Genomic DNA, 25,963 nt, shown 5'->3' with positions numbered 1-25,963 from the left:
GCTAGGAGCCGGCGCATATCGTGGGCGTATCGAGAACCGGATACGGGCTGGGAACACCACGCTGTCTTGACTGGCAGCATGAGTCACCAGACAGCAGCACGCGCCCGATTCCGCCGGCTTCTCGGTCTGACCGTCGTCGTGATGGTCGTCGTCGCCGCGGTGATCGTCGGGGTGCTCGCCGCGCAACCGGGGTCATCGGCCGCGCGCTCCTTCGGCGAGATGCTCCACGGTGGTGCGGCGACCGAAGCCGACGGCGTCCTGCCAGACGGCGCGACGCTCGACGACGGCGCCTACGCCGGCATCGCCAATCTCGACCCTGCCCTCGTGCAGGCACTCCGCGATGCGTCGGCGGCCGCTGCCGCCGAGGAGGGCATCGAGTTCCTCATCGTCGACGGCTGGCGTTCCCCGGCGTATCAGGATCAGCTGCTTCGCGAGGCGGTCTCGACGTACGGGTCGGCTGAGGAAGCCGCCCGATGGGTGGCCACGCCCGAGGCATCCGCCCACGTGTCGGGCGACGCGGTCGACGTCGGCCCGTTCGACGCCACGTACTGGTTGTCGCAATACGGTGCGGCGTACGGACTCTGCCAGGTCTACGCGAACGAGCCCTGGCACTACGAATTGCTCCCCGAGGCCGTCGATCAGGGCTGCCCGGCGATGTACGCCGACCCCACGGAGGACCCCAGGATGCAGCACTGATCGGCGTTCTGCCGCTCGAGTCCCCGCGTTCGGAACGCGGGGGACTTCTTTGCTATTCAGTGTTGCTATCTACCGGTACCTGTGATTACTATGTACCAGTAGTCAACATCACCGAGTACTAGTACTCACCCACACCGAGTAGTGAAAGGAGGGGTTCCATGGGCAAGCAGACGACCGAGATGCTGAAGGGCACGCTCGAGGGCATCGTGCTCGCGATCCTGGCAGTCCAGCCGGCATACGGCTATGAGATCACCGCACGACTCCGCGACCAGGGCTTCTCCGACATCGCCGAAGGCACCGTATACGCCCTGCTGGTCAGGATCGAACAGCGCGGCTTCGTCGACGTCGAGAAGGTCCCGTCAGAGAAGGGCCCGCCGCGCAAGGTCTACACGCTGAACGCATCGGGCAGCGAGTACCTCGAGGAGTTCTGGGTCACCTGGGGCTTCCTCGCCGAACGCATCGAACAGCTCCGCAACCGCATCGACCGCACGAACGAAGAAGGAGAGTAGTCATGGCTGCCAAGTGGATCGAAGCCGTCACCGGCTCGCTCGAGCAGAAGAAGCAGTACAAGCAGGCCAAGGCCCGCATGGACGACCTGCCGGCACCGTACGCTGCCGCGGCGAACGCCGTGCATCGCTACCTCCTCTACCGGGGCGACGTGACTGACGGCGACACCATGGCGCTGATGATCGGCGACCTCGCCGACCTCTGGGACCGAGCCGCGACCGACGGCACGCCGGTGCGCGAGATCGTCGGCGACGACCCGGTCGAGTTCGCCGAGGCGTTCGCACTGGCCTACACCGGCAAGCGGTGGATCGATAAGGAGCGCGCTCGCCTCACCAAGGCGATCGACGACGCAGAACGAGAGGAACGGAAATGACCACGGCACCAGCCATCAGCGTGCGGGGCATCGAGAAGTCGTTCAACGACCTGCACGTGTTGCGGGGTGTGGACTTCGACGTGAAGGCGGGCAGCATCTTCGCGCTGCTCGGCTCGAACGGCGCCGGCAAGACCACGCTCGTCCGCATCCTGTCCACGCTGCTGAAGGCCGACGCGGGCGCCGCGACGGTGCACGGCTTCGATGTCGCGGCGAATGCCGGCGATGTTCGCGAGTCGATCAGCCTCACCGGCCAGTTCGCAGCGGTCGATGAAGTGCTCACCGGCCGCGAGAACCTCGTGCTGATCGCGAAGCTCCGGCACCTGAAAGACCCGGGGGCGATCGCCGACGAGCTGCTCGCCCGCTTCTCGCTCACCGAAGCAGGCGGCCGCAGGGCCGGCACCTACTCGGGAGGCATGCGCCGCCGGCTCGACATCTCGATGAGCCTGATCGGCGATCCGCCGATCATCTTCCTCGACGAGCCGACCACGGGACTCGACCCGCAGGCGCGCATCGAGGTGTGGCAGACGGTCAAGGAGCTCGCCGCGGGCGGCACGACCGTGCTGCTGACCACGCAGTACCTCGATGAGGCCGAGCAGCTCGCCGACCGGATCGCGATCCTCCACAAGGGCACGATCATCCAGAACGGCACGCTCGCCGAACTCAAGCAACTCCTCCCGGCCGCCAAGGTCGAGTACATCGAGAAGCAGCCCTCCCTCGAGGACGTGTTCCTCGCCCTCGTCGGGGAGACCGGCGAGACCGATACCGCCGATGCCCGCACCGACGGTGCAGTGCCCGCAGGAAAGGAAGCACGATGACCACCCACGTCCTCAGCGACACCCGGGTTCTCACCGGTCGCTCGCTGACCCACATCCTCCGCAGTCCCGACACGATCATCACCACCGCGGTCACCCCGATCGCGCTGATGCTGCTCTTCGTGTACGTGCTCGGCGGCGCGATCAACACCGGCTCAGACGAGTCGTACATCAACTACATGCTCCCCGGCATCCTGCTGATCACGATCGCGTCGGGCATCGCCTACACCGCGTACCGGCTCTTCCTCGACATGCAGGGCGGCATCTTCGAACGCTTCCAGTCGATGCCGATCGCGCGGTCGAGCGTGCTCTGGGCCCACGTGCTCACGTCGCTCGTGTCGAACCTGATCTCGATCGCGATCGTCATCGGCGTCGCCTTCATCATGGGGTTCCGCACCGGAGCATCCGTGGGCGCCTGGCTCGCCGTCGTCGGCATCCTCGTGATGTTCACCCTCGCCCTGACCTGGCTCGCGGTGATCGCCGGCCTCTCGGCGAAGACCGTCGACGGCGCGAGTGCGTTCAGCTACCCGCTGATCTTCCTGCCGTTCATCAGCTCGGCATTCGTGCCCACCGACACGATGCCCGCCCCGGTCGCCTGGTTCGCCGAGAACCAGCCCGTGACGTCGATCGTGAACAGCATCCGCGCCCTGTTCGCCCAGGAGCCGGTCGGCAGCGAACTCTGGATCGCCCTCGCCTGGCTCGTCGGCATCCTCGTGGTCGCCTATGTCTGGGCCATCGCGATCTACCGTCGCAAGGTCAGCTGAGGTCGAGCACTGTCCGCCGGCCTCACGACCACGCAGCGGATGCCGCCAACTTCCCTCACCGGGATGCGGGCGGCATTCGTCGTGCCGCGGCATCCCCGTCGTGCCGGAGGATCTGTTCGCCCGCGGCGACGTAGCCGTCGAACAGGGTGATGATGTCGTCGAGCCGGCCCTGCGCGACCGGCTGCTGCGCGACGAGTCCGCGCCCGAGCTGCAGCGCATCGATCAGTGTCCGAGCCCGGCGATGCGAGGCCTCGAGCAGGGCGTCGAGTCCGCGAGTCGCCTCCACGAGGAGGCGGCGGCTCCCGCGCTGAGGAATCGTGCGGGCGAGGCCCCAGGCTGCGAGTTCGCGGGTGGATGTGCTGACCTGGCCCTTGCTGAGCCCGACCACCTCGGCGACGCGATCTAGTGAGACCGCATGTTCCTCGAGCAGCAGCGCGCCGTAGATGCGTCCGGTCGCTCGCGACAGGCTCCATGAGGCGAGCAGGTCGCCCACAGCAGTGATGAACTCGTGCTCCTCGGCCGACGTCATCGCGTGGCCTCGATCGAGGCGAGGAACCGCAGGAGCTCGGCGGTGACGGAAGCCGGGTCGTCCTGACTCACGATATGGCCGGCGTCCGGCACCACGTGCTCATCGACGTCGTCGTGGCGTGCCCACGCAGGCATCGCGGTCGAGATGTTCCCCGTGCGGTCGTCCGCTCCCCGGATCAGGCACAGCGGCACCGGCGTGCGATACGACGCGTCGGGGTCGACGAAGCTCGTGGTCGCTCGCCAGATCTCGAGGAACTCCGGCTTGCTCACCTGGCCGAAGGCGCGCTCGGCGTCGCGTCGGGCGAAGTCGGATGTCGCCGAAGCCCTGGCCATGATGCGGGGAAGGCGCTTCGCCGGGATGAGGGCGAGACCGGGCGCCGCGAGGCGGAGCAACTGCCGCTCCATCCAGCTCAGCGGGCCGGTGTTCCACGTCGAGTCGAGCACCGCGAGGCCGGAGTAGGCAGAGGGATGCCGCCGGACCAACGCTTGGGCGAGGTTGCCGCCGAGGGAGTGGCCGACGAGCACGGGTCGGTCGAGCTGGAGCGCGCCGATCAACGCCTCGGTGTCGCCCATGAGCGCTTCCGCGGTGAGCGGCGACGAGTTCGGGCGGGATCGGCCGTGGCCGCGCAGATCCAGCAGCACGACCCTGCGCCCGGCCGCAGCGACGGCGTCGGCCTGATCGGCGAACATCACGTGATCGGCGCCCGCCCCGTGCAGGAACAGCACGGCCGGCTCGGCGCCACCGGAGTCGTGGAATGCGATGGAGCATCCCGGAACCGAAAGGTGCTGGTCTAAATTCAGCATATTCTAAATATAGCTGAACTCAGGACGCGGGGACCCACCCGCCGGCCAGCCGTGGGCACCAGCAGCGCACCGCCGAGCGATATCGCCGGTAGTCCTCGCCGAAACGAGCCTCGAGGTCGGATTCCTCGTGAGGACGTACGACGTAGTTCCAGACCAGCGAGCCGGCGATCGCGTAGACCACGACGAGCCACGAGGCGAGCATGAGGCCGACTGCGACGCCCTGCACGATGCCGGCAATGGCCATCGGGTTGCGAACGAAACGGTACGGCCCCGCGATGACGAGCCGATTGGGCATCGCCGCAGGAAGCGGTGTTCCGCCGCCGCGGGTCGACATCACGGACGCCGACCAGAGGCCGAGCGCGCTTGCGAGCAGGAACACGGCGCCACCGACGGCGCCACCGACGGCGCCGACGATCGGGGGAAACGGCGCGGACAGCCCCCAATACCGCTCGAAGACGGAGATCAGGAGCGGGAGCCCTCCGAGGAACACCCCCCAGAACACGAGGATCTGCAGGGCGGTGGCGGCCACGTGAGTGGCCGCGCCCACCTCGATCCTGGCGGGACGGAAGGCGAAGGGGCCGATGAGGATCCACTCCGTCGGCACTCGTCCGAGCAGCACCAGGCACAGCGCGATCACCGAACCGCAGGTGGCACCGGCCATCAGGAGCACGCCCCAGCCGGCTTCGGCCGTCACGGTCGCGTAGCTCGCGAGGGCGAGGGTGACGAAGACGGTCCATGCGGTGCTCACGACGGCAGCCCACCTCGCCCCGAGCGCGGCCAGTGCCGAGGCGCCCACGAACAACGGGATGTCGAAGGCCGCGACGACGACGGGATCGAGGCCGCCGAGCGTGGTCTCGCGCACGAACGGCGAGAGGAACACGCCCACCCACCAGGCCGCCCCCGCGATCGCCTGCGCCGCGAAGTACGCGCGGCCCCAGGTCACCGCCGCCGTCAGCTGACGGCCTTGCGCACGAGTTCGGCGACCTTCTGCTCGACGGCCGGAGTCCAGTTGCGAACCGCGAAGCCGACGCCCCACATGTCGCCGTCGTCGAGTGCGGCCCGGTCTTCGAACCCGATCGTGGCGTAGCGGGTCTTGAACTTCTTGGCGGCCTGGATGAACACGACGATCTTGCCCTCGGAGTTCGCGAAGCCGGGCATGCCGTAATACGTCTTCGGCATCAGGTCGGGCGCGACGTCGGTCACGACCTTGTAGAGCCCTTCGGCCAGCAACTTGTCGTCGGGTTCCATCTCAGCGATCGCGTCGCGCACGGCTTTGTCGCCGGCCGCCCGGTTCTTGCCGGCCTTCTCCTGCTCGCGAAGTTCCTTCGCGCGCTGCTTGACGGCGTCGCGCTCGTCTTTGCTGAGTCCTGAGTCGGTGGTGGCCATCGTCGTGCTCTCCTTCGGCGATTCGTCGGCGACGCCGCGGATCGTGCGACATCGATCTCAGGTTAGGCGGGGACATCCGTCGCACGCTTCTCCGATCCTGCCCGATCGAATGCCGCGCGCCCGTGCCGCCGCGCGCGCTCGAGCCGCCCTACGCGAAGGCGTGTGCGATCATCGCCGCGCCGAGGACGGCGACGATGCCGTTGCCGACGACGGGTGTCCATCGCTTGAGGCCGCCACCCGACTTCTGCCGCATCCCCGCCCCGAGCGCAACGAGCAGCACTTGCCAGCTCAGTGATGCGACGCCGACCCCGGCGACGAAGACCGTGGCGGCGACGGGTGACGCGATCGTCTCGCCGAGGCTCGTCACGAGCGCGGCGAAGTAGAGCAGGGTGACGGGGTTGATCGCGGTGAGCGCGAAGAAGAGCAGGTACCGCCGCCGGCCCGGGAGTTCGGTCTCAGCCGGCTCGCCCACGCGTGCCCGCGTCAGTTTCAGGAGGCCGTGCAGACCCAGCGCGATCAGCACGCCGCCTCCGACGATGCCCGGCCAGGGGCCCCAACCGGTGATGACGGGTGCGAGCAGGGAGCCGACGGTCACGGCGACGATGCAGTAGACGACATCGACGGTGCCGACCCCTGCCGCCGCCGCCAGCCCGCGCCTGGCACCGCGGGTCGCGCCCTCCTGCACCAGGAGCACGCCGATCGCACCGAGCGGGACCGCGACGGCGAATCCGGCGAGCACGCCGAGGCCGAGTGCGGTGAGGGCTTCCATGAGCCAAGCGTGGCCGAGAGCGCGCGGGCGAACTGCGCAAATGCGCCGTCTGGGTGAGAGAATTCACCGCATGAGCCAACTTGACGAGCAGATCATCGGCGTGTTGCGCACCGACGGGCGGGCATCGTTCAGTGAGATCGGTCGCCGGGTCGGGCTGAGCACGAACGCGACGGCGGCACGCGTGCGCCGGCTCGAGCGTGAGGGCGTCATCCTCGGGTACCGCGTCGTGCTCGCCGACGATGTGGTCGATTCGAGCGCAGCGCTGGAGGCATTCGTCGACGTCCGCCTCGAGCCGGGGGCGGACTCCGACGCGTTTCTCGCCTGGGCCGCTCGGCTCCCGGCGATCCGAGACGCCGTGCACGTCACCGGACCGCACGACTATCTCCTGCACGTGCGGGTCCGCGACACCGCCGCGCTCGACCGCCTCCTCCGAAGCCTGAAGAAGGAGGGCGGGGCGGCTCAGACGCAGACTCGACTGGCGCTTCGCTGAGCGGGCTTGTCGCCGCGCGCCCGGCAGCCTAAGCTGACTGCGCGATATGAGAATCTCCCATTCTATTATCGAACTCGCCCTGCAGCGACGCAGGGCAGGAGAGGAGACGCGGTGCAGTTCCACCACTACGGCTACGTGTCCGGTGACCCGCGCGTGCAACCCGCCGCGGGCGTCGGCATCGATCGGCCCGAAGACCTGCCCGACGAGGTCGACGTGCTCATCGTCGGCTCGGGCCCGGCGGGCATGGTCGCCGCAGCCCAACTCGCGCAGTTCCCGAATGTCACGACGCGCATCATCGAACGCCGAGGCGGCCGACTCGCGATCGGCCAGGCCGACGGCATCCAGGCGCGCAGCGTCGAGACCTTCCAGGCGTTCGGGTTCGCCGAGCGGATCACCGCCGAGGCCTACCGCATCACCGAGATGGCGTTCTGGAAGCCCGACCCGAGCGACCCGTCGCGCATCGTCCGGGCGGCGCGCGCAGCCGACGACCCGAGCGGCATCAGCGAGTTCCCGCATCTCATCGTGAACCAGGCGCGAGTGCTCGACTACTTCGCCGAATTCGCACGCAACTCTCCCGCCCGAATCACGCCCGACTACGGCTACGAGTTCCACACGCTCGAGGTCGCCGACGATCGCGAGCAGAGCGACCACCCGGTCACCGTCACCCTGATCCACACGGGCGGTGCGCTCGACGGCCGGCACCGTGTCATCCGTGCCAAGTACGTCGTCGGCGCCGACGGTGCCCGCAGCGCCGTGCGCGACGCGATCGGCGCGAAGCACCTCGGCGCCCAGGCGTTCCACGCGTGGGGTGTCATGGACACCCTCGCCGTCACCGACTTCCCCGACATCCGCACCAAGTGCTCGATCCAGTCTGAAGCGGGCAACATCCTGCTCATCCCGCGCGAGGGCGGGCACCTCTTCCGCATGTACGTCGACCTCGGCGAAGTGCCGGCCGCCGATCACGGTGCGGTCCGGCAGACGAGTCTCGACCAGATCATCGCGAAGGCGAACGAGATCCTGCACCCGTACTCGCTCGACGTGCGGAACGTGCCCTGGCACAGCGTCTACGAGGTCGGGCACCGCCTGACCGATCGATTCGACGACGTTCCCGTCGACGAGCAGGGAAGCCGCACTCCGCGGGTCTTCATCACGGGCGACGCGTGCCACACGCACAGTGCCAAGGCCGGCCAGGGCATGAACGTGTCGATGCAGGACGGCTGGAACATCGGCTGGAAGCTCGGACACGTGCTCGACGGCCGGAGCCCCGAACGGCTGCTCGAGACCTACCACGCCGAGCGGCACGTCGTCGCGAAGGACCTCATCGACTTCGACCGGCAGTGGTCGACCCTCATGGCGAAGAAGCCCGAGGAGTATGCGAGCCCGTCGGAGCTCGAGGACTTCTACGTGCAGACCGCCGAGTTCCCGGCGGGGTTCATGACCCGGTATGCGCCGTCGATGCTGATCGCCGCCGACACGCATCAGTCGCTCGCGACCGGCTTCCCGATCGGCAAGCGCTTCACATCGGCTCAGGTCGAGCGAGTCGCCGACACGAATCCGGTGCAGCTCGGTCACCATCACCGCGCCGACGGGCGGTGGCGCATCTACGCCTTCGCGGATGCCGCGGCGCCCGCCGAGCACGGTACGGCGCTCGCGGACTGGGCGAACTGGCTCGCCGAGGCATCCGACTCGCCCGTCGTCGCCTTCACCCCCGAGGGCGCCGAACTCGACAGCCTGTTCGACGTCAAGGTGGTCTACCAGCAGGACCACACCGGTGTCGATCTCGGCCGGGTTCCCCGGGTGTTCTTCCCGCGCACGGGGCCGTTCGAGCTGATCGACTACGAGAAGGTCTATGCCGCCGACCCCCAGCACGACATCTTCGAATCGCGCGGCATCGACCGCGGCGGTGCGGTCGTGGTGGTGCGCCCTGACCACTACGTCGCGAACGTGCTGCCGTTCGACGCGGTCGGGGAACTGGCCGAGTTCTTCCGAGGCATCCTGCTCGCCCGCTGAGTCGCCGTCAGGCGCCGTACGCCCTGGCGATGCTCGCCGCGGCGAGTTGCAGGCGCTCGGCGATCTCGGCCTCGGGGCGCGTGAACGCGACGTGGATCACGGCGATCGAGGCCGGCGGCTGGCCCGGCAGGGTCAGTGGAACGGCGACCGACCTGAGCGAGGGCACGACCTCGTCGTGGCTTCGCGCGTAGCCGCGCTCCCGGCTCTCGGCGATCTCGTCGCGGAGTCCGTCGGGCAGCTCGGCCGGCCATGCGCTCTCGGGAAGGCTGAGCAGGATCGCCTTGCCGGGCCCGCCGCGTGTGATCGGATGCCGGTGGCCGGGGCGATACGACACGACGGCGACCGATTGGCGGGGCGAGGCGCTCACGAGGGTCACCGCCTCCTCGTGGTCGACGAGTACGGCGAGCAGGCACGTCATGCCGAGCTCGTTCGCGACCTCGTTGAGCTCGGGCAGCGCGAGGTGCTGCAGATCCCGGGCCACGCCCGAGGCGAGTGCGGCGAGCCCCGTGCCGAGGGCGAGGCGGCCGGCGGCGTCGCGGGTGACGAGCCCGTGGTCTTCGAGCGTGCGCAGCAGCCGGTAGGCGACCGAGCGATGCACACCGAGCGAACCCGCGAGCTCGTCGATCGTCAGGTTGCGGTCGGCGGCGGCGAGAATCTCGAGCACGCGGATGCCGCGGCTCAGCGTCTGCGAACCCGCGTGCGTTGCCGGCTTGTCCGCCATCGCCCTGCCCTTCGTACGTGCGCGCCCCGACCGTCGGCTCCAACGGCGTCGTTCGTCCGATACTAGGACGGCGCGACCGGTATTCGGATACGCCCGGTGCGCGCGCTGCCGCCCGGCGGCATCCGTCCCGCGCCTCGAGCGCGATCGACGCTCGATTTCCGCCGACCGAAAGAACGCACGAACTTTCCACCGGGAATGCGGCGAATCCATCGAACGGATGCCCCGTGGAGCCGTACGCTGAACGACACGTGCAGCAGCGCCGCGGCACCGGAGATCCCTCTTCGCCGACGGCACCGCTGCACTCCCATGTCTGAAGGAGGCTTCGTGCGAGTCGGTATCCCGAGAGAGCGGCGTGATGGTGAGCGCCGGGTGGCGGCGACACCCGAGACCGTTCGGCAACTGGCCGCGCTCGGCCTGCAGCTCGCCATCGAGCGCAGTGCCGGTGAGGCAGCAGGCCATGGCGACGTGCGGTACGCCGAGGCGGGAGCAGAGCTCGTCGACGGGCTCGACCTCGGCGCGATCGACGTGCTGCTGCACGTGCGCCCGCTCACGGCCGAGACCGTCGCAGCACTGCGCGGCGGCACGATCACGGTCGGGCTCGCCTCGCCGTCGAGCGAGCTCGAGACGGTGCGGGCGTTGCGCGATGCCCGAGTGAAGTCCTTCGCGCTCGAACTCGTGCCGCGCATCTCGCGGGCGCAGTCGATGGACGCGCTGACGAGCCAGGCGCTCGTGGCGGGGTATCGGTGCGTACTCGAGGCGGCCATGCGCCTGCCCCGGTTCTTCCCGCTCTTCATGACGGCGGCCGGCACGATTCCACCGGCGAAGGTCGTGGTGCTCGGCGCCGGCGTCGCGGGCCTGCAGGCGATCGGCACGGCGAAGCGGCTCGGCGCCCGGGTGTCGGCGAACGACGTGCGCGCCGCGTCGGCCGACGAGGTCGCCTCGATGGGCGGCACCTTCATCAACCTCGAGCTCGACACGGCCGCAGACGCGGCGGGCGGCTACGCGAAAGAGCTCGGCGAAGACCGTGCGGCGACGCAACGGCGGCTGCTCGCACCGTACATCGCCGATGCCGACGTGCTCATCACGACCGCGGCGATCCCTGGTCGCCCGGCACCGCGGCTCGTGACGAGCGAGATGGTCGCGGCGATGCGGCCCGGCTCGGTGGTCATCGACCTTGCGGCCGAGTCGGGCGGCAACGTCGAGGGCTCCGTCGCCGGGGCGGATGTCGCGGTGCCGACCGCCGGCGGCGATGGCACGGTGACGATCGTCGGCATGAAGGATGTCGCGTCGACGATGCCCGCCGACGCCTCGCGGCTCTACGCGAAGAACGTCGCGAACCTCGTCGAGCTCATGACGCACAACGGCGTCGTCGAACCAGACTTCGACGACGAGGTCGTCGCGGGGGCCTGCCTCACCTTCGCCGGCGAGGTGCGGCACGCGCCCACGGCCGAGGCCCTCAACCAGGAAGGACACGACTGATGGACGGCATCGCCCTGCTCACGATCACCGTGCTGTCGGTGTTCGTGGGATTCGAAGTGGTCTCGAAGGTCTCGAGCACCCTGCACACCCCGCTGATGTCGGGCGCGAACGCGATCCACGGCATCATCCTGGTCGGTGCGATCATCGTCGCGGGGCAGGCAGCCGACGGGTGGACGCTCGTACTCGCGCTCCTCGCGGTCGTGCTCGCCACCGCGAACCTCGTGGGCGGATTCGTCGTCACCGACCGCATGCTCGAGATGTTCCGCGGTCGCAAGGAGGCGGGTCGATGACGCTCCTCTCCCCCGTCTGGACGGCGCTGCTCTACCTGGTCGCCGCGATCTGCTTCGTCCTCGCCCTGAAGGGCCTCAGCTCGCCGAAGACCGCTCGCCGCGGCAACCTCATCGGCGCGGCGGGCGCCCTCGTCGCGGTCGTGACCGTGTTCCTCTCGATGAAGCTCGACAACATCCCGTGGATCCTCGCGGCGATCGCAATCGGTTCGGCCATCGCCGCGCCGATCGCGCGCCGGGTGCAGATGACGCAGATGCCGCAGCTCGTCGCCCTCTTCAACGGTGTCGGCGGTGGCGCGGCCGCACTCGTCGCGCTGCTCGAACTGCCCCACACGGATGACCCGTGGGTGCGCCTCGCGATCGTCTTCACGCTGCTCGTGGGCGCCGTCTCGTTCGCGGGGTCGCTCGTGACCTTCGCGAAGCTGCAGGAGCTCATGACGACCCGGCCCGTGATCTTCCCCGGCCTGCCGGTCATCATGACCGCCTCGGTACTCGTGGCACTCGCGGCATCCGTCGCCGTGATCTTCACGGGTGCGGGCTGGCTCGCGGTCGTGCTGCTCGCTTTCGGGCTGATCACCGGCGTGCTGCTCGTGCTGCCGGTCGGCGGCGCCGACGTGCCGATCGTCATCTCGCTCCTGAACGCGTTCACGGGCCTCGCCGTCGCGGCGTCGGGCTTCGTGCTCGGCAACGTGGTGCTCATCATCGCCGGCACGCTCGTCGGCGCCTCCGGAACGATCCTGACCCGCGCGATGGCGTCGGCGATGGGCCGCAGCGTCGCCGGCATCCTCTTCGGCGCCTTCAAGGGCGGCTCGACGGCGGGGTCGACCGTGGCCTCCGACCGGCCTGTGCGCTCGTCGAGCGCCGAAGATGTGGCCGTGCTTCTCGGCTATGCCCAGAAGGTCATCATCGTGCCCGGCTATGGGCTCGCCGTGGCGCAGGGCCAGCACACCGTCGCCGAGCTGCAGAGCGAACTCGAGTCGCGCGGCATCGAGGTCGTCTTCGGCATCCACGCGGTGGCCGGTCGCATGCCGGGGCACATGAACGTGCTGCTCGCCGAGGCGAACGTGCCCTACGAGTCGCTCAAGGAGATGAGCGAGGTGAACCCCGAGTTCAAGACGGCGGATGTCGCGCTCGTCGTCGGCGCGAACGACGTCGTGAACCCGGCCGCGAAGACCACGCCCGGCTCACCGATCTACGGCATGCCGATCCTCGAGGTCGACGCCGCGCGGCAGGTCGTGTTCCTGAAGCGTTCGATGCGGCCGGGCTTCGCCGGCATCGAGAACGAGCTGCTCTTCGAGCCCCAGACGACACTGCTCTTCGGCGACGCGAAGGACTCGCTGGGCAAGGTGCTCGCGGCGGTGAAGTCGCTGTAGTCCGCCGGTCGAGTAGGGAACGAACTCCGCCCGTCGAGTAGGCAGCGATTCCCGCCGGTCGAGTAGCGAGCGAAGCGAGCGTATCGAGACCAGTCGTGGGTCTCGATACGCTCGCTGGCGTTCGCTACTCGACCGGCGCGGGTCGTTGCGTGTGGGCGTCGGCCCAGTGCTGGTTGAACATGACCCCGAGGATGTTTCCGAACGGGTCGACGACCGAGGCCGTGACGAAGCCGGGCCCGTGTTCGGTCGGCTCCTGGTAGCTCGCGCCGCCGAGTTCGAGCAGGCGCGCGTACGCGCCGTGCACGTCGTCGACGTGCCAGTGGATGACCTCGCCGGCCGGTCCCTCGGGTGCCGGCGGGCGGTACCTCGCGTCGATCAGGCCGAGCTCGTCTTCGTCGTCGCCGACGCGGAACTCGATGTAACCGGGCACCCGGTAGTAGGGCTCGATGCCGAGCACCTCGGCGTACCAGGCGGCGGCAGCCTCGAGATCGGCGGCGTAGTAGCTGACGGTGGCGAATCCTCTGAGCATGAGCGGGTTCCTTTCGAGTGCGCATCGTGTGATGCATCCGTGTTCCGAGGTGATGAATACAGTCTCGAATGCAGAAGTGCTCACCTCTTGACTACTTTTCTGACGAGAATGAGAACATGCGCGCAGATCGTCTCGTGGCCGTCCTCCTCACCCTGCAGGCGCGGGGTCGGGTGACCGCTGCGCAGCTCGCCGAAGAGCTCGAGGTCTCCGTCGCCACCGCCCGCCGTGACCTCGAGGCGCTCTCGACCGCGGGCATTCCCGTGTATCCGCAGATCGGCCGTGGCGGTGGGTGGCAGTTGCTCGGTGGGGCGCGCACCGACCTCAGCGGGCTCTCGGCCGGTGAGGCACGCGCGCTCTTCCTGCTGGCCGGGCCCGCGGCATCCGTCGACCCCGAAGCGAAGGCCGCCCTCCGCAAGCTCGTGCGGGCACTGCCAGAGACCTTTCGCACGAACGCCGAGGCGGCCGCCGAAGCGGTCGTCATCGATGCCGGCGAATGGGGCCGGCCGTCGCCCGTGCGACCCGAGCTGCTGCCCGTGCTCGAAACGGCGATCGTCGATCGAGTGCGGCTTCGCGTCCGCTACGCCGCGTGGAACCGCGAGCCCGTCGAACGCATCGTCGACCCGTGGGGCCTCGTGCAGAAGCAGGAGCACTGGTACCTGCTCGGCGCCGTCGACGGCGCCGAGCGCACCTACCGCGTCGACCGCATGCTCGATGCCGTGCGCACGGACGAGGCAGCCGACCGGCCCGACGGCCTCGACCTCACCGAAGTCTGGGAGCGCGTGACCGCCGCCGTCGACCGGCAGCGGGCGAGCGCCACCGCGACGATCATCGTCGACTCCGGCATCGTGCCGCTGCTGCAGACGCAGTTCGGCCAGCGTGCGGTCGAGGAGGCCGAGCTCGACCCCGGGCGTTCACGAGTGCGGGTGACGGCGCCGACCGCGGCGATGATCGCGCGGGGGCTCGCCGGATGGGCCGAGTACCTCGAGGTCGTGGAGCCCGAGTCGCTTCGGAATGAGCTCTCCCGCCTCGGCGAGGCGCTCGTCGTCCGCAATGCACCGCGCGCATCGAGCACGCCGCCCCCGGACTCCGCACAGGTGCCTCCCGCGTAGGATGGATCGGTACCCCAACCGATGTGAAAGAGGTCGTCGTGGCCATCGCCGCCGCCCCCGAGCGTGCCCGGTACTGGGTCGTCCCCGTCGTTCGCGGCATCCTGGCCCTCGTGCCCGCCGCCGTCATCACGTTCTCGCAGAACCACTCCCCCGATTTCGGCCTGCTCGTCTTCGGTGCGTGGGCGATCGTGTCGGGGCTCGTCGTCGGGGCGCTCACCCTGCGACTGACGACGGAACGCGGCATCCGCTCGCTCTTCGTGATCGTGGCCGTGGTCACCGTCGCCGCCGGTCTGCTCGCGGTGAGCGTGCCGGGCGGCCTGCCGTTCCTGCTCTACCTCGTGAGTGTCTGGGCGGCCGTCACCGGCTTCGTCGAGCTCTTCGCGGGCTTGCGTGCGCGCGGCCGGTCGGCGGCCGCTCGCGATTGGATCGCCGTGGGCGCCCTCACCGCGATTCTCGCGATCGTCTTCCTCGTGTTCCCGCTCGACGCCGTCACCACGGTCGGCCTGCTCGGCGGCTACCTCGTCATCCTCGGCGTCTACCTGTTGATCGGCGGGTTCTCGCTGAAGTGGGCCACCAGCCCAGCGGATGCCGCGTCTCACGCATCCGGAACGGAGCAGACCTCGTGACCCAGAACCCCGATCACTACAAGCCGAGTCGGCGCGACGTGCTGCGCCCCGCCGAGTACGTCGGCGGCGCGGCGATCGCGGCGATCTTCACCGGACTCGTGGTGCTCATCACGGCTCGCGAGCCGATGCTCGCGCTCATCGTCGCCGGCATCGTGTTCATCGTGGTGCTCGTGGTGCTCGCGCTGCTGTCGATGGCGGTCAAGCCGAACGCCGAAGAGACCGCCGAGCTCGACGGCGACGCGGCATCCCGTGACGTCCCGCCCGACCCCGACGCCCCCTCCCAGCGCGGCCACTGAGCCGCGGCCGCCGTCGGTCGAGTAGCGAGCGTCAGCGAGCGTATCGAGACCATTCGCAGGGTCTCGATACGGCGCTGCGCGCCTACTCGACCGGCGGGCGGCGCTGCGCGCCTACTCGACCGGCGGGGTGGCGAGCCGGTCGACGAGTTCTGAAGCGATGCCGGTGTACGAGCCCGGAGTCAGCGTGAGCAGTCGCTGCTTGGCGTCGTCGCCGATCTCGAGGCCCTCGACGAACTCGGCGAGTTCGGCGGCGCCGACGCGCTTGCCGCGGGTGAGCTCCTTGAGCATCGCGTAGGGGTCGGCGATCGTCGATCGACCGGCGACGACCTCGGCGCGGATCACCGTCTGGATCGCCTCGCCGAGTACCTCCCAGTTCGAGTCGAGGTCTGCAGCGAGCACGACGAGGTCGAGGTCGATCTCACCGAGGCCGCGCTGGATGTTGTCGAGCGCGAGCATCGAGTGCCCGAAGCCGACGCCGATGTTGCGCTGCGCGCTCGAGTCGGTGAGGTCGCGCTGCATGCGCGAGGTCACGAGCGTCGCGGCGAGCGAGTCGAGCAGCGCCGACGAGAGCTCGAGGTTCGCCTCTGCGTTCTCGAAGCGGATCGGATTGACCTTGTGCGGCATCGTCGACGAGCCGGTGGCGCCGGGCGCCGGGATCTGGCGGAAGACGCCGAGCGAGATGTAGGTCCAGATGTCGGTCGCGAGGTTGTGCAGAACCCGGTTGGCGTGCGAGATCTTGCCATACAGCTCGGCCTGCCAGTCGTGCGACTCGATCTGCGTGGTGAGCGGGTTCCAGGTCAGGCCGAGCGACTCCACGAACTCGCGTGAGACCTCGGGCCACGCGACATCCGGAGCCGCGACGACGTGCGCGGAGAACGTGCCGGTCGCACCCGAGAACTTGCCGAGGTACTCGGTCGCCTCGATCTGCCGCTCGATGCGGCGCAGGCGGTAGGCGAAGACCGCGAGCTCCTTGCCCATGGTCGACGGCGTCGCGGGCTGGCCGTGCGTGCGCGACAGCATCGAGGCGTCGCGGTGCTCGCGCGCGAGCGCTTCGAGCGTCTCGATGACTCCGCGGTACTTCGGCAGCCACACGTCGCGAACGGCGTCGCGCACGGTGACGGCGTACGAGAGGTTGTTGATGTCTTCGCTCGTGCAGGCGAAGTGGGTGAGCTCCGAGATGGCGTCGAGTCCCAGGTCGCTGAGGCGGCGGCGCACGTAGTACTCCACGGCCTTGACGTCGTGGCGGGTGGTCGCCTCGAGGCCGGCGAGCTCGTCGATGTCGGCCTGGCCGAAGTCGGCGACGACCTGGCGGAGTGCTGCCTTCTCGTGCTCCGAGAGCGTCGAGGTACCGAAGAACCCGCGGTCGGTCTGCGCGATCAGCCACTCGACCTCGACGTGCACGCGCGCCCGGTTGAGCCCCGCCTCGGAGAGGTGCTCGCCGAGCTCGCCGACCGCGGAGCGGTACCGGCCGTCGAGGGGGCTGAGCGGCTGGGGAGGCAGCGTAGTCATCGAATTCCTTGTCTGAGTGCGGGTGCGAGTTGCCGGAAGAGCGCCGACGTCGACCGTTCAATCATCTCAAGTACTCGATCGAACATCACCGCGTCGGAGTAGTAGGGGTCGGGAACGTCTTCCAGCGCGGTCGATTCGGGCTCGAACTCGAGCAGCATCCGCACCTTCTCCTGCTCGGCCGCGTTCGGTGCCCAATTGCGCAGGATTCGCGCCTGCCCCCGGTCGAACGCCACGACGAGGTCGAGTCGCGGAAAGTCGGCGGCGTCGAACTGACGGGCTCGGTGGTGGTGACCGTCGTAGCCTGCACGGGCGAGCGCGTCGACCGTGCGGGGGTCGGCGGGCTCGCCGACGTGCCAGTCGCCGGTTGCCGCGGACTCGATCGCCAGCCGGCCGGCGAGCCCGGCACGGTCGGCGTGGGCGCGCAGCACGACCTCCGCCATCGGTGATCGGCAGATGTTGCCCGTGCACACGAAGGAAACCCGGAATGGCTGCGCGGCGTCCCCAGCGGAATCCGCTCGCGTCATGGGTTCCATTCTGGACGACATCGGCCGAGCGCACAGCAGCCAATTCGGGGGCGGTACGCTGGCGAGCCGCCTTGCGATGGGGCGAGCTCGGTCAGATGCGAAGGGAGCGACGATGACGGATGCCCCCGAGCCCGACATCCATGTCGACGAAGCGCTCGCCGAGGCGCTCGTGGCGGCGCAGCATCCCGACCTCGCGGCCCCGATCGCGCGCCTCGCCAACGGTTGGGACAACGTGATGTTCCGGCTCGGCGAGCACCATGTGGTGCGGCTGCCCCGCCGTTCGGTCGCGGCCGGTCTCGTGCTGCACGAGCAGCGGTGGCTGCCCGGCATCGCCGAGCGCGTGCACATTCCGGTGCCCGCTCCCGTGCGCATCGGCCGGCCGGCGCCGGAGCTCGGCTTCGACTTCCCGTGGAGCATCCTGCCGTGGTTCGACGGCGACTCCGCGGCCGACGTGCCCGCCGCAGCGCGCACGACCGCGGCGTCGGCGCTCGCGGGGTTCGTCGTCGAGCTCGGGGTGCCGGCACCGCTCGAAGCACCGTTCAACGAGTATCGAGGCGTACCACTCGCTGCGCGCGATGAGGCCGTGCGGGCGAGGCTCGAGCGCGGGCTTCCGAATGGCGACGCGCTGCGCGCGGTGTGGCACCGGGCGCTCGCCGCACCGGAATGGACGCGCCCGCCGACCTGGCTGCACGGAGACCTGCACCCGGCGAACCTCATGCTCGACGCATCCGGCGGTCTCGCTGCAGTGGTCGACTTCGGAGACGTCTGCGCCGGCGACCCGGCGTGCGACCTCGCGACGGCGTGGCTCACGTTCGACGGCCCGGCTCGCGCGGTGTTCCGCGCCGAGGTCGACCGGCGACGGTCGACGGATGCCGCGATGTGGGAGCGCGCTCGCGGTTGGGCGCTCGTGCTCGGCAGCTCGATCGTCGACACGATCGGCACCGGAGGACGCCTGGGTCGGGTGGGTGTGCACGCGCTCGAGCAGGTGCTGGCCGACTGAGGGCGTCGGACGTTGCCCGACTCGGCCTCAACAGCCGCTGCATCGCGCCGATCGCACGAGCGTTCGCGGTGATCGATGAGCGGATGCCTCGCGCCGATGAGACTCGGAGCATGTCCGATCTCGATCCCCTGATCGCCGCACTCACGGGAACCGCCGCCACACCGGAACGCGCCGAAGAAGCCGCCCGTCACCTCGTGATGCTCAGGTCGTTGCTCGCCGAGGTGCGCGACCGTTGGCCGGCCATCGTTCCGGTCGGTGCCGACGGCTGGCGTTCAACCGCGGCCGACCGCTATCTCGAACGCCTCGACACCCTTCGTGCAACCCTCGCCTCGGTCGAAGGAACGCTCGCCGGTGCCGAGTCCGAGCTTGAAACGTGCATCGCGAACATGCGCGCGGAGCTCGCGGCGTATGAAAAGGCCGTTCGCGTCGAGGAGCGTCGCGCGCTCGACCTGCAGGCCGACTCGGCTCGCCAGGATGCGTCGCGGGCGCACCGCGTCGACGTCGAAGCAGCGGCAGCGTGGACGACGCGCTGATCCTCTCCGGCGGGGGTTCGACCGCGGTCGCCGTCGACGAGTTGTTCGCCGAGGCGGTGCGGCTCATGACGGTCGAGCACGTCGTCGGCGACTGGTCGGAACGTGCCGGGGTCATCATGCGCGGAATCTCACGGCTCGATATCGCCCGAGGCTCGGCGTGGAGCGTGCAGCCCGATCCGTGCTGGCAGCTCGATCTCGCCATCCGCCGACTCGCCTCGGCGCACGCAGAGGCGGGCCTCTTGCGGTACTCGCTCATCGAGAGCGCCGAGCGGTACGGCTTCACCGAGCGCATGGTCGACGGCCTGTGGGCGATGGCCGGGCGGGTCGGCGCGTGGGCACTGGGCTGGGCGGCGCCGTTCATCGTCGTGGCAGCACTGCCCTCCATCGCGATCAGCGCGATCACCGGTGGCCGCAGCCCGCTGACCGACTGGCTCGCCGACCACCGCGAGCTGCTCTCGGATCCGGCATTCGTCAGGCTCGTGCGAGTGGCCGCGGATTCCGCCGACGAGTTCGCCGGTGGTCTCCTCCACCTGCCGGGCCCGGTCACCCAGGCCGGCATCACCGTCGGCGCGCCCGAGAGCGCATCGATGCTCCTGGGCGTCGCCGGGGTGATCGGTGCCGCGACGGGCAGCCGGGTACTCGTCGATGCTCCCGTGCGGGTGACCCGAGCGCTGCCCGACGGTCGCGCCGACCAGAGCGCCCGCGAGCCCGCCGCCCGGGGTGCGGCCCACCCCGAGCAGGGGCCGGTGACCCCGCCGACCGGCATCGGCGAACTGGTCGAGCGCATCCCGACGACCGACGCCGGGGCGCAGATCCGCGTCGAACGGTACGGCGACCCCGACGATGCCCGCTGGGTCGTCTACATCGGCGGCACGGTCGACTTCGGGTTGACGGCGGGCGTCGAGACGCACGACATGACGAACAACCTGCACGGCATCGCCGACGACTCGACCCTCGACACCCTGCGCTTCTCGGGCGCAGAGTCCGGCGCGGGCGAACGTGCCGTGCGCCTGGCCCTGGCCGAGGCGGGCGCCCGGCCCGGCGACCCACTGATCCCCGTCGGGCACTCCGGTGGTGGCGTCGTGGCGGCCGCGCTCGCCGGTGACCCCGAGCTGAACGTGGTCGCGGCGGTCAGCGTCGGCGGCCCGGTCGCCACTGCCCCGCTTCGCGACGGCGTGCCGCTGCTGTCGATCGAGCACGAGGAGGACTTCGTGCCGGCGACCGGCGGCACAGGGCATCCGTCGCCCGACCGCCTGACCGTCTCACGCAGCGTGCTCGAGCCCGGCGTCGAGTACGAGACCGCCGTGCCGGCGCACGAACTCGGGCGCTACCAGCAGACCGGCACGCTGGTCGACGCGTCAGAGGAGCTGCGCCTCGTCGCGTTCCGTGAGCGGCTCGCCGGGTTCACCGGTGACCGCAGCGGGGAGATGAGCCGCTGGATCGGCACCCGCGAGGTCAGTCCTTCGACGACGGGCGAACCACGAGGCCGATGAGCCAGCTGATGAGTCCGAGCACGAGTGCCCCGAGCACGCCCCACCAGAAGCTGTCGACCACGAGACCGAAGCCCATGAGGTCGCTGATCCAGTCGACGAGCAGCAGCAGCAACCCGTTGACGATGAACGAGATGAGGCCGAGCGTCAGCACGTAGAGCGGGAAGGCGACGATTCTGATCAGGTTGCCGATGACCGCGTTGACCAACCCGAAGATGAGCGCGACGAGCAGGTAGGTGAGCACGCTGGCGACCGTGGTGTCTTCGTAGGGCACCACGTTGACGCCAGCGACGATGAGGGTCGTGAGCCAGAGGGCGAACGCGACGACGATGACCTTGACGATGAACCGCATACCTCCACCTTGTCAGACGGCGCCCGCCGGGCGAAGGGGTACGGTGGAATTCGTGACCGCACTGGAGCCCACGGGCGCACGCGTACGCCTGCGCCCCGAGATCGCCGCCCTCCCGCCGTATCGTCAGGGGCGCCCGGCGCCGGCCGATGGCTTCAAGCTCTCGAGCAACGAGAACCCGTTCGACCCGCTGCCGTCAGTGGTCGATGCCGTCGCCGCCTCGGCCGAGCACATCAACCGGTACCCCGATGCAACCGCCCTCGCCCTGCGCGAACGGCTCGCCGAGCGTTTCGGCGTCAGCGCCGATGAGGTGCTCGTCGGCGCAGGGTCGGTCTCGCTCCTCGCCCAGTTCATCCTCGCGGCTGCGTCCCCCGGCGACGAGGTCGTCTACTCGTGGCGTTCGTTCGAGGCCTACCCCGGTCTCGTCACCGTCGCCGGCGCGAGGAGCGTGCCCGTGCCGAACCGCGCCGATCACGGGCACGACCTCGACGCGATGGCCGCCGCCGTCACCGATCGCACCCGCGTCGTCATCGTCTGCTCGCCTAACAACCCCACGGGCGTCATCGTGACCGCCGCCGAGTTCGAGTCGTTCATGGCGAAGGTTCCCGCCGACCGGCTCGTGCTGCTCGACGAGGCGTACATCGAGTTCGTGAACGCCGGCGAAGCGGCCGACCGTGGCGGTGACGCCCCGGTCGACGGCCGCGCGCTCATCGGCCGCTACCCGAACCTCGTCGTGCTCCGCACCTTCTCGAAGGCGTACGGGCTCGCCGGGCTCCGCGTGGGCTACGCCGTCGGTCCGATCGAGTTGCTCGACGCGGCCCGCGCCACCGCGATCCCGCTCGGGGTCACTGCGGCCGCGGCATCCGCTGCCCTCGCCTCGCTCGAGCCGGCAGCAGCGGCCGAGCTGCTCCAGCGGGTCGCCGTCATCGCAGAGCGCCGCGATCGCGTGCGCGAGGCACTGCTCGAACAGGGCTGGCCCGTGCCGGTGGCTCGTGGCAACTTCATCTGGCTGCCGAGCGGCGAGGCGACGACGGCGGTCGCCGACCGCCTCTTCGACGCAGGGGTGGTGACGCGGGCCTTCGCCCCAGAGGGCATTCGAGTCTCGATCGGCGAGGAGCAGTCTGTGGAGATCCTCCTTACGATTCTCAGTGAGCTTGTACCTGCGTCACAAGAAGGGCTCCCCGACTAACGGGTAGCGTGGAACGGTGGCAGCCCGCGAGAGAGAGTTCACCGCGCCGACGGTTCAGCTCCTGACCCCCGAGGGCGCACTCCGCCCCACCCCCGAAGCCGAGGCGTACCTCCCGCTCGTCGAGGCGCTCAGCGACGCCGAGCTCGAGCGCTTCTACCGCGACATGGCGGTCTCCCGGCGCATCGACGTCGCGGGCGCCAACCTGCAGCGGCAGGGCCAGCTCGCGCTGTGGGTGCCGAGTCACGGGCAAGAGGCGGCGCAGGTCGGCTCCGCGCACGCGGCGCGCCCGCAAGACCACCTCTTCCCGTCGTACCGCGAGCACATCGTCGGCATCATCCGCGGCCTCGACCCGGTGCGCATCCTCGCGCTGCTGCGCGGCGCGACCCTCGGCGGCTGGAACCCCGAGGAGAACGGCAACTTCCACCTCTACACGCTCGTGCTCGCGTCGCAGACACTGCACGCGACGGGGTACGCCATGGGCCTCCAGTTCGACGGCGCCACCGCGACTGGCGATCCAGAGACGGATGCCGCGGTGCTCGTGTACTACGGCGACGGCTCGACCTCGCAGGGTGACGCGAGCGAAGCCCTCGTCTTCGCGTCGAGCTACCAGACGCCGCAGGTCTTCTTCATCCAGAACAACCAGTGGGCGATCTCGGTTCCGGTCTCGCGCCAGTCGCGCAGCCCGCTGTCGCTGCGCGGCGGCGGTTTCGGCATGCCGGGCATTCGCGTCGACGGCAACGACGTGCTCGCGAGCTACGCCGTGACCCGTCAGGCGCTCGAAGAGGCCCGCGCCGGCGACGGCCCGAGCCTCATCGAGGCCGTCACCTACCGAATGGGTGCCCACACCACTGCCGACGACCCCACGAAGTACCGCACCGACGACGAAGTCGCCTACTGGGAGGCACGCGACCCGATCACCCGCTACCGCGCATGGCTCGAGGGTCGCGGGGCATCCGCAGCCTTCTTCGCCGGCGTCGACGACGAGGCGAACGACATCGCCGCCGACCTCCGGCACCGGGCGCTCGAACTGCAGGCGCCCACGCGCGAGGTGATCTTCGAGCACGTCTACAGCGAGCCGCACCCGCTCATGGCCGAACAGGCCGAGTGGCTCGACCAGTTCGAGAACTCGTTCGACACCGCACCTGACGGGAGCGCGGCATGAGCGCCCGCACCGAAGAGGAGACCCCCGTGACGGATGCCGCGACCGACGCCGCCGCGACGAGTGAGGCGCCCGGCGTGCGCGGCGTGCAGACCCTGTCGATGGCCAAGGCGATCACCGCGGGCCTCCGCGACGCCATGCGCGCCGACGACAAGGTGCTGCTCATGGGAGAAGACATCGGCCCGCTCGGCGGCGTCTTCCGCGTGACCGAGGGCCTCTCGGCGGAGTTCGGCGAGAAGCGCGTGCTCGACACCCCGCTCGCCGAGTCGGCGATCGTCGGCACCGCGATCGGGCTCGCGATGCGCGGCTACCGGCCCGTCATCGAGATCCAGTTCGACGGCTTCATCTTCCCGGCCTTCGACCAGATCACGACCCAGCTCGCCCGACAGACCGTGCGCCACGACGGCAGCATCTCGATGCCCGTCGTGATCCGCGTGCCCTACGGCGGGCACATCGGCTCGATCGAGCACCACCAAGAGAGTCCAGAGGCGTACTTCGCACACACCCCCGGGCTGCGCGTCGTGAGCCCGTCGAACCCGCACGACGCGTACTGGATGATCCAGGAGGCGATCCGCTCCGACGACCCCGTGCTGTTCTTCGAACCGAAGAGCCGGTACTGGCCGAAGGGCCCGGTCGACCTCGACCACACCGGCCTGCCGTTGCACGCGAGCCGCATCATGCGGCCCGGCACCGACGTGACGGTCGTCGGGCACGGGGCGATGGTGGCGACCCTGCTGCAGGCCGCCGACATCGCGGCCACCGAGGGTCGGAGCCTCGAGGTCGTCGACCTCCGCTCCCTCTCCCCCATCGACTACGGCCCCCTGCTCGATTCGGTGCACCGCACCGGCCGACTCGTGGTCGCGCAAGAGGCGTACGGCAACGTGTCCATCGGCTCCGAGATCGCCGCGACGGTCGCCGAGCGGGCGTTCTACGCGCTCGAGGCGCCGGTGCTGCGGGTCTCGGGCTTCGACACGCCGTTCCCGCCGGCGGCGCTCGAGACCGAGTACCTGCCGAGCCCCGACCGGGTGCTCGAAGCCGTCGATCGGGCCCTGGCGTTCTGACGACGGCGCCGCGGCGCACTGACATGACGATGACGGCATAGACCGACTGCGAGGGTAAAGAGCATGAGCGAGATCCGATTCCCCCTCCCCGATGTCGGCGAGGGTCTCACCGAGGCCGAGATCGTGCAGTGGCGCGTCGCACCCGGTGACCGCATCAGCCTCGACCAGGTCTTCGTCGAGATCGAGACGGCGAAGTCGCTCGTCGAGCTGCCGAGCGCTTTCGAAGGCGTCGTCTCCGAACTGCTCGTCGGTGAGGGCAGCACGGTCGACGTCGGCACGCCCATTCTGGTGATCCAGACGGATGCCGCGGGGCTCGCGACCGATGCGCCCACCGGTGGCGCCGTGGCCGACGCCGCTGCCGGCGCGGCACCGTCGACATCCGCGACGGTGGCGGCAGCCAACGCGACCGCCGCGACCGCGACCGCCGCCGCGGCGCCTGCCCCCGCTGCCGCGCCTGCCGCCGAAGAGAGCGGCGCGGTGCTCGTCGGCCACGGCAGCTCGGGCCCCGCTGCGACGCGTCGCCGTCGCCATCCCACGCCCGAAGGTGCGCACGGGCACCTCGCTCCCCCGGCTCCGACTCCCCCGGCCCCGCCGGCACCGGCGAGCCCCGCCGCCGGGTCGGTCGCCGCTGCGACATCCGCCGCCCCTGCTCCGGCTCCGACCCGTCCGGCCGCACGAGTACCCGTGATCGCGAAGCCGCCGATCCGCAAGCTCGCGAAAGACCTCGGCGTCGACCTGTCGCGCGTCGCGCCCACCGGCCCGATCGGCGACATCACCCGCGACGACGTGATTCGCGAGGCGAGCCAGGCCAGCGTGTTCCGCAACATCCAGACGCCCGAGTGGCCGTCGGGCCGCGAGGAGCGCATCCCGGTCAAGGGCGTGCGCAAGGCGATCGCGAACGCCATGGTGCAGAGCGCGTTCCAGGCGCCGCACGTCAGCCTCTTCGTCGACGTCGACGCGAGTCGCACGATGGAGTACCTCAAGCGCCTGAAGGCCGCACCCGACTACGCGGGCGTGAAGATCTCACCGTTGCTCATCATGGCCAAGGCCCTCGTCTGGGCGGTGCGGCGCAATCCCACGGTGAACGCGCAGTGGACCGACTCCGAGATCGTGGTCAAGCACTACGTCAACCTCGGCATCGCCGCGGCGACGCCGCGCGGGCTCATCGTGCCGAACGTCAAAGACGCGCAGGCGATGTCGATGGTCGAGCTCGCGACTGCGCTCGAGCAGCTCACGCTCACCGCGCGCGAGGGCAAGACGCAGCCGGCCGAGATGCAGAACGGCACGATCACGATCACGAACATCGGGGTCTTCGGCATGGATACGGGCACCCCGATCCTGAACCCCGGCGAGGTCGCCATCGTGGCGCTCGGCACCATCAAGCAGAAGCCCTGGGTCGTCGACGGCGAGGTGCGCCCGCGCTTCGTCACGACGATCGGTGCGTCGTTCGACCACCGCGTCGTCGATGGCGATGTGGCGTCGCGCTTCCTCGCCGATGTCGCCTCGATCATCGAGGAACCCGCGCTGCTCCTCGAGTAACCGGCTTCACAGGTTACGCGGTCGAAGCCGCGAGAGGGGGCATGCCCACCG

At 69.8% G+C, this 25,963-nt stretch carries 30 protein-coding genes; 20 read left to right on the top strand and 10 right to left on the bottom strand.

Translation table 11 applies throughout. From position 1 onward, the window contains the following. Positions 1-78 precede the first annotated feature (78 nt). From AC6CH0_RS04655 to AC6CH0_RS04635, 5 genes are all read left to right on the top strand, one after another. The gene (locus AC6CH0_RS04655; RefSeq protein ID WP_498098595.1) at positions 79-696 is read left to right on the top strand and encodes a M15 family metallopeptidase; all 618 of its coding nucleotides are present in this window, start codon (positions 79-81) and stop codon (positions 694-696) included. Between the two features lie 158 nt (positions 697-854). Beyond that, positions 855-1,205: a PadR family transcriptional regulator gene (locus tag AC6CH0_RS04650; protein WP_498098594.1), complete on the top strand. Its 351-nt coding sequence runs from the start codon at positions 855-857 to the stop codon at positions 1,203-1,205. A gap of 2 nt (positions 1,206-1,207) precedes the next feature. Then, positions 1,208-1,576 carry a DUF1048 domain-containing protein gene (locus tag AC6CH0_RS04645; RefSeq protein WP_498098593.1) on the top strand — a complete coding sequence of 123 codons (369 nt, stop codon included), beginning with the start codon at positions 1,208-1,210 and terminating at the stop codon, positions 1,574-1,576. Beyond that, positions 1,573-2,391 (top strand): ABC transporter ATP-binding protein, encoded by an 819-nt coding sequence (locus tag AC6CH0_RS04640; protein ID WP_498098592.1) that lies wholly within the window; start codon positions 1,573-1,575, stop codon positions 2,389-2,391. Before AC6CH0_RS04645 ends, AC6CH0_RS04640 begins: the two co-directional genes overlap by 4 nt. Further along, the gene (locus AC6CH0_RS04635; protein WP_498098591.1) at positions 2,388-3,152 is read left to right on the top strand and encodes an ABC transporter permease; all 765 of its coding nucleotides are present in this window, start codon (positions 2,388-2,390) and stop codon (positions 3,150-3,152) included. The genes AC6CH0_RS04640 and AC6CH0_RS04635 overlap by 4 nt, the downstream gene beginning before the upstream one ends. Positions 3,153-3,207: 55 nt before the next feature. Here AC6CH0_RS04635 and AC6CH0_RS04630 read toward each other — a convergent pair whose 3' ends face one another. The 5 genes from AC6CH0_RS04630 to AC6CH0_RS04610 form a co-directional block, all read right to left on the bottom strand. Next, positions 3,208-3,681, bottom strand: a complete 474-nt coding sequence (locus tag AC6CH0_RS04630) for a GbsR/MarR family transcriptional regulator (RefSeq protein ID WP_498098590.1) — start codon at positions 3,679-3,681, stop codon at positions 3,208-3,210. Next, positions 3,678-4,484 carry an alpha/beta fold hydrolase gene (locus AC6CH0_RS04625; RefSeq protein WP_498098589.1) on the bottom strand — a complete coding sequence of 269 codons (807 nt, stop codon included), beginning with the start codon at positions 4,482-4,484 and terminating at the stop codon, positions 3,678-3,680. The genes AC6CH0_RS04630 and AC6CH0_RS04625 overlap by 4 nt, the downstream gene beginning before the upstream one ends. A gap of 19 nt (positions 4,485-4,503) precedes the next feature. Beyond that, entirely contained in the window at positions 4,504-5,427 is a 924-nt protein-coding gene (locus AC6CH0_RS04620) for a methyltransferase family protein (RefSeq protein WP_498098588.1), read from the bottom strand. Positions 5,428-5,435: 8 nt separating this feature from the next. Then, positions 5,436-5,870 (bottom strand): iron chaperone, encoded by a 435-nt coding sequence (locus AC6CH0_RS04615; protein ID WP_498098586.1) that lies wholly within the window; start codon positions 5,868-5,870, stop codon positions 5,436-5,438. Positions 5,871-6,018: 148 nt separating this feature from the next. Further along, positions 6,019-6,639, bottom strand: a complete 621-nt coding sequence (locus AC6CH0_RS04610) for a LysE family transporter (RefSeq protein ID WP_498098584.1) — start codon at positions 6,637-6,639, stop codon at positions 6,019-6,021. Between the two features lie 70 nt (positions 6,640-6,709). Here AC6CH0_RS04610 and AC6CH0_RS04605 point away from each other — a divergent pair, with 70 nt between their 5' ends. Together AC6CH0_RS04605 and AC6CH0_RS04600 are read left to right on the top strand one after the other, a co-directional pair. Beyond that, positions 6,710-7,129, top strand: a complete 420-nt coding sequence (locus tag AC6CH0_RS04605; RefSeq protein WP_498098583.1) for an Lrp/AsnC family transcriptional regulator — start codon at positions 6,710-6,712, stop codon at positions 7,127-7,129. A 111-nt stretch (positions 7,130-7,240) separates the two neighbouring features. Next, positions 7,241-9,139: an FAD-binding monooxygenase gene (locus AC6CH0_RS04600; RefSeq protein WP_498098581.1), complete on the top strand. Its 1,899-nt coding sequence runs from the start codon at positions 7,241-7,243 to the stop codon at positions 9,137-9,139. A gap of 7 nt (positions 9,140-9,146) precedes the next feature. Here AC6CH0_RS04600 and AC6CH0_RS04595 read toward each other — a convergent pair whose 3' ends face one another. Then, a complete protein-coding gene (locus AC6CH0_RS04595) occupies positions 9,147-9,860 on the bottom strand; it encodes an IclR family transcriptional regulator (protein WP_498098579.1) in 714 nt (237 codons plus the stop codon). A gap of 324 nt (positions 9,861-10,184) precedes the next feature. Between AC6CH0_RS04595 and AC6CH0_RS04590 the strand changes: the two genes are divergently transcribed. Genes AC6CH0_RS04590 through AC6CH0_RS04580 form a run of 3 tightly spaced genes read left to right on the top strand, consistent with a single transcriptional unit; the run spans position 10,185 to position 12,999 of the window. After that, positions 10,185-11,339: a Re/Si-specific NAD(P)(+) transhydrogenase subunit alpha gene (locus AC6CH0_RS04590; RefSeq protein WP_498098577.1), complete on the top strand. Its 1,155-nt coding sequence runs from the start codon at positions 10,185-10,187 to the stop codon at positions 11,337-11,339. Beyond that, positions 11,339-11,629 (top strand): NAD(P) transhydrogenase subunit alpha part 2, encoded by a 291-nt coding sequence (locus tag AC6CH0_RS04585; RefSeq protein WP_498098575.1) that lies wholly within the window; start codon positions 11,339-11,341, stop codon positions 11,627-11,629. The genes AC6CH0_RS04590 and AC6CH0_RS04585 overlap by 1 nt, the downstream gene beginning before the upstream one ends. Further along, a complete protein-coding gene (locus tag AC6CH0_RS04580; protein WP_498098573.1) occupies positions 11,626-12,999 on the top strand; it encodes an NAD(P)(+) transhydrogenase (Re/Si-specific) subunit beta in 1,374 nt (457 codons plus the stop codon). The genes AC6CH0_RS04585 and AC6CH0_RS04580 overlap by 4 nt, the downstream gene beginning before the upstream one ends. Positions 13,000-13,123: 124 nt before the next feature. Here AC6CH0_RS04580 and AC6CH0_RS04575 read toward each other — a convergent pair whose 3' ends face one another. Then, positions 13,124-13,528: a VOC family protein gene (locus tag AC6CH0_RS04575; protein WP_498098571.1), complete on the bottom strand. Its 405-nt coding sequence runs from the start codon at positions 13,526-13,528 to the stop codon at positions 13,124-13,126. Positions 13,529-13,644: 116 nt separating this feature from the next. On the opposite strand from AC6CH0_RS04575, the gene AC6CH0_RS04570 reads away from it, so the two are divergent. Genes AC6CH0_RS04570 through AC6CH0_RS04560 form a run of 3 tightly spaced genes read left to right on the top strand, consistent with a single transcriptional unit; the run spans position 13,645 to position 15,559 of the window. Beyond that, positions 13,645-14,637 (top strand): helix-turn-helix transcriptional regulator, encoded by a 993-nt coding sequence (locus AC6CH0_RS04570; RefSeq protein ID WP_498098569.1) that lies wholly within the window; start codon positions 13,645-13,647, stop codon positions 14,635-14,637. Positions 14,638-14,675: 38 nt separating this feature from the next. After that, positions 14,676-15,263: a DUF308 domain-containing protein gene (locus tag AC6CH0_RS04565; protein WP_498098567.1), complete on the top strand. Its 588-nt coding sequence runs from the start codon at positions 14,676-14,678 to the stop codon at positions 15,261-15,263. Next, positions 15,260-15,559, top strand: a complete 300-nt coding sequence (locus tag AC6CH0_RS04560; protein WP_498098565.1) for a hypothetical protein — start codon at positions 15,260-15,262, stop codon at positions 15,557-15,559. The genes AC6CH0_RS04565 and AC6CH0_RS04560 overlap by 4 nt, the downstream gene beginning before the upstream one ends. Positions 15,560-15,670: 111 nt before the next feature. Here AC6CH0_RS04560 and purB read toward each other — a convergent pair whose 3' ends face one another. Together purB and AC6CH0_RS04550 are read right to left on the bottom strand one after the other, a co-directional pair. Then, positions 15,671-17,068, bottom strand: a complete 1,398-nt coding sequence (gene purB, locus AC6CH0_RS04555) for an adenylosuccinate lyase (protein ID WP_498098563.1) — start codon at positions 17,066-17,068, stop codon at positions 15,671-15,673. Further along, complete coding sequence (locus AC6CH0_RS04550) at positions 17,065-17,592, bottom strand: low molecular weight protein-tyrosine-phosphatase (protein ID WP_498098561.1); 528 nt, start codon at positions 17,590-17,592, stop codon at positions 17,065-17,067. The genes purB and AC6CH0_RS04550 overlap by 4 nt, the downstream gene beginning before the upstream one ends. Before the next feature lie 112 nt (positions 17,593-17,704). On the opposite strand from AC6CH0_RS04550, the gene AC6CH0_RS04545 reads away from it, so the two are divergent. The 3 genes from AC6CH0_RS04545 (at position 17,705) to AC6CH0_RS04535 (ending at position 20,618) form a co-directional block, all read left to right on the top strand. Next, a complete protein-coding gene (locus AC6CH0_RS04545; RefSeq protein WP_498098559.1) occupies positions 17,705-18,592 on the top strand; it encodes an aminoglycoside phosphotransferase family protein in 888 nt (295 codons plus the stop codon). 110 nt (positions 18,593-18,702) lie between these two features. After that, complete coding sequence (locus AC6CH0_RS04540; protein ID WP_498098557.1) at positions 18,703-19,125, top strand: hypothetical protein; 423 nt, start codon at positions 18,703-18,705, stop codon at positions 19,123-19,125. Then, complete coding sequence (locus tag AC6CH0_RS04535; RefSeq protein ID WP_498098555.1) at positions 19,110-20,618, top strand: hypothetical protein; 1,509 nt, start codon at positions 19,110-19,112, stop codon at positions 20,616-20,618. Before AC6CH0_RS04540 ends, AC6CH0_RS04535 begins: the two co-directional genes overlap by 16 nt. Here AC6CH0_RS04535 and AC6CH0_RS04530 read toward each other — a convergent pair. Further along, positions 20,581-20,967, bottom strand: a complete 387-nt coding sequence (locus tag AC6CH0_RS04530; protein WP_498098553.1) for a phage holin family protein — start codon at positions 20,965-20,967, stop codon at positions 20,581-20,583. The genes AC6CH0_RS04535 and AC6CH0_RS04530 overlap by 38 nt on opposite strands. 52 nt (positions 20,968-21,019) lie before the next feature. On the opposite strand from AC6CH0_RS04530, the gene AC6CH0_RS04525 reads away from it, so the two are divergent. The 4 genes from AC6CH0_RS04525 (at position 21,020) to AC6CH0_RS04510 (ending at position 25,912) form a co-directional block, all read left to right on the top strand. Further along, the gene (locus tag AC6CH0_RS04525) at positions 21,020-22,153 is read left to right on the top strand and encodes a histidinol-phosphate transaminase (protein ID WP_498098551.1); all 1,134 of its coding nucleotides are present in this window, start codon (positions 21,020-21,022) and stop codon (positions 22,151-22,153) included. A 16-nt stretch (positions 22,154-22,169) separates the two neighbouring features. Beyond that, the gene (locus AC6CH0_RS04520; RefSeq protein ID WP_498098549.1) at positions 22,170-23,315 is read left to right on the top strand and encodes a thiamine pyrophosphate-dependent dehydrogenase E1 component subunit alpha; all 1,146 of its coding nucleotides are present in this window, start codon (positions 22,170-22,172) and stop codon (positions 23,313-23,315) included. Positions 23,316-23,413: 98 nt separating this feature from the next. Continuing rightward, positions 23,414-24,373: an alpha-ketoacid dehydrogenase subunit beta gene (locus AC6CH0_RS04515; RefSeq protein WP_498101026.1), complete on the top strand. Its 960-nt coding sequence runs from the start codon at positions 23,414-23,416 to the stop codon at positions 24,371-24,373. Positions 24,374-24,436: 63 nt separating this feature from the next. After that, on the top strand, positions 24,437-25,912 hold the full coding sequence (locus AC6CH0_RS04510) for a dihydrolipoamide acetyltransferase family protein (RefSeq protein ID WP_498098547.1): 1,476 nt from the start codon (positions 24,437-24,439) through the stop codon (positions 25,910-25,912). Positions 25,913-25,963 lie beyond the last annotated feature (51 nt).

It is taken from the genome of Agromyces sp. GQ35 (assembly GCF_059758475.1).
This window is presented reverse-complemented; position numbering and strand designations above follow the sequence as displayed.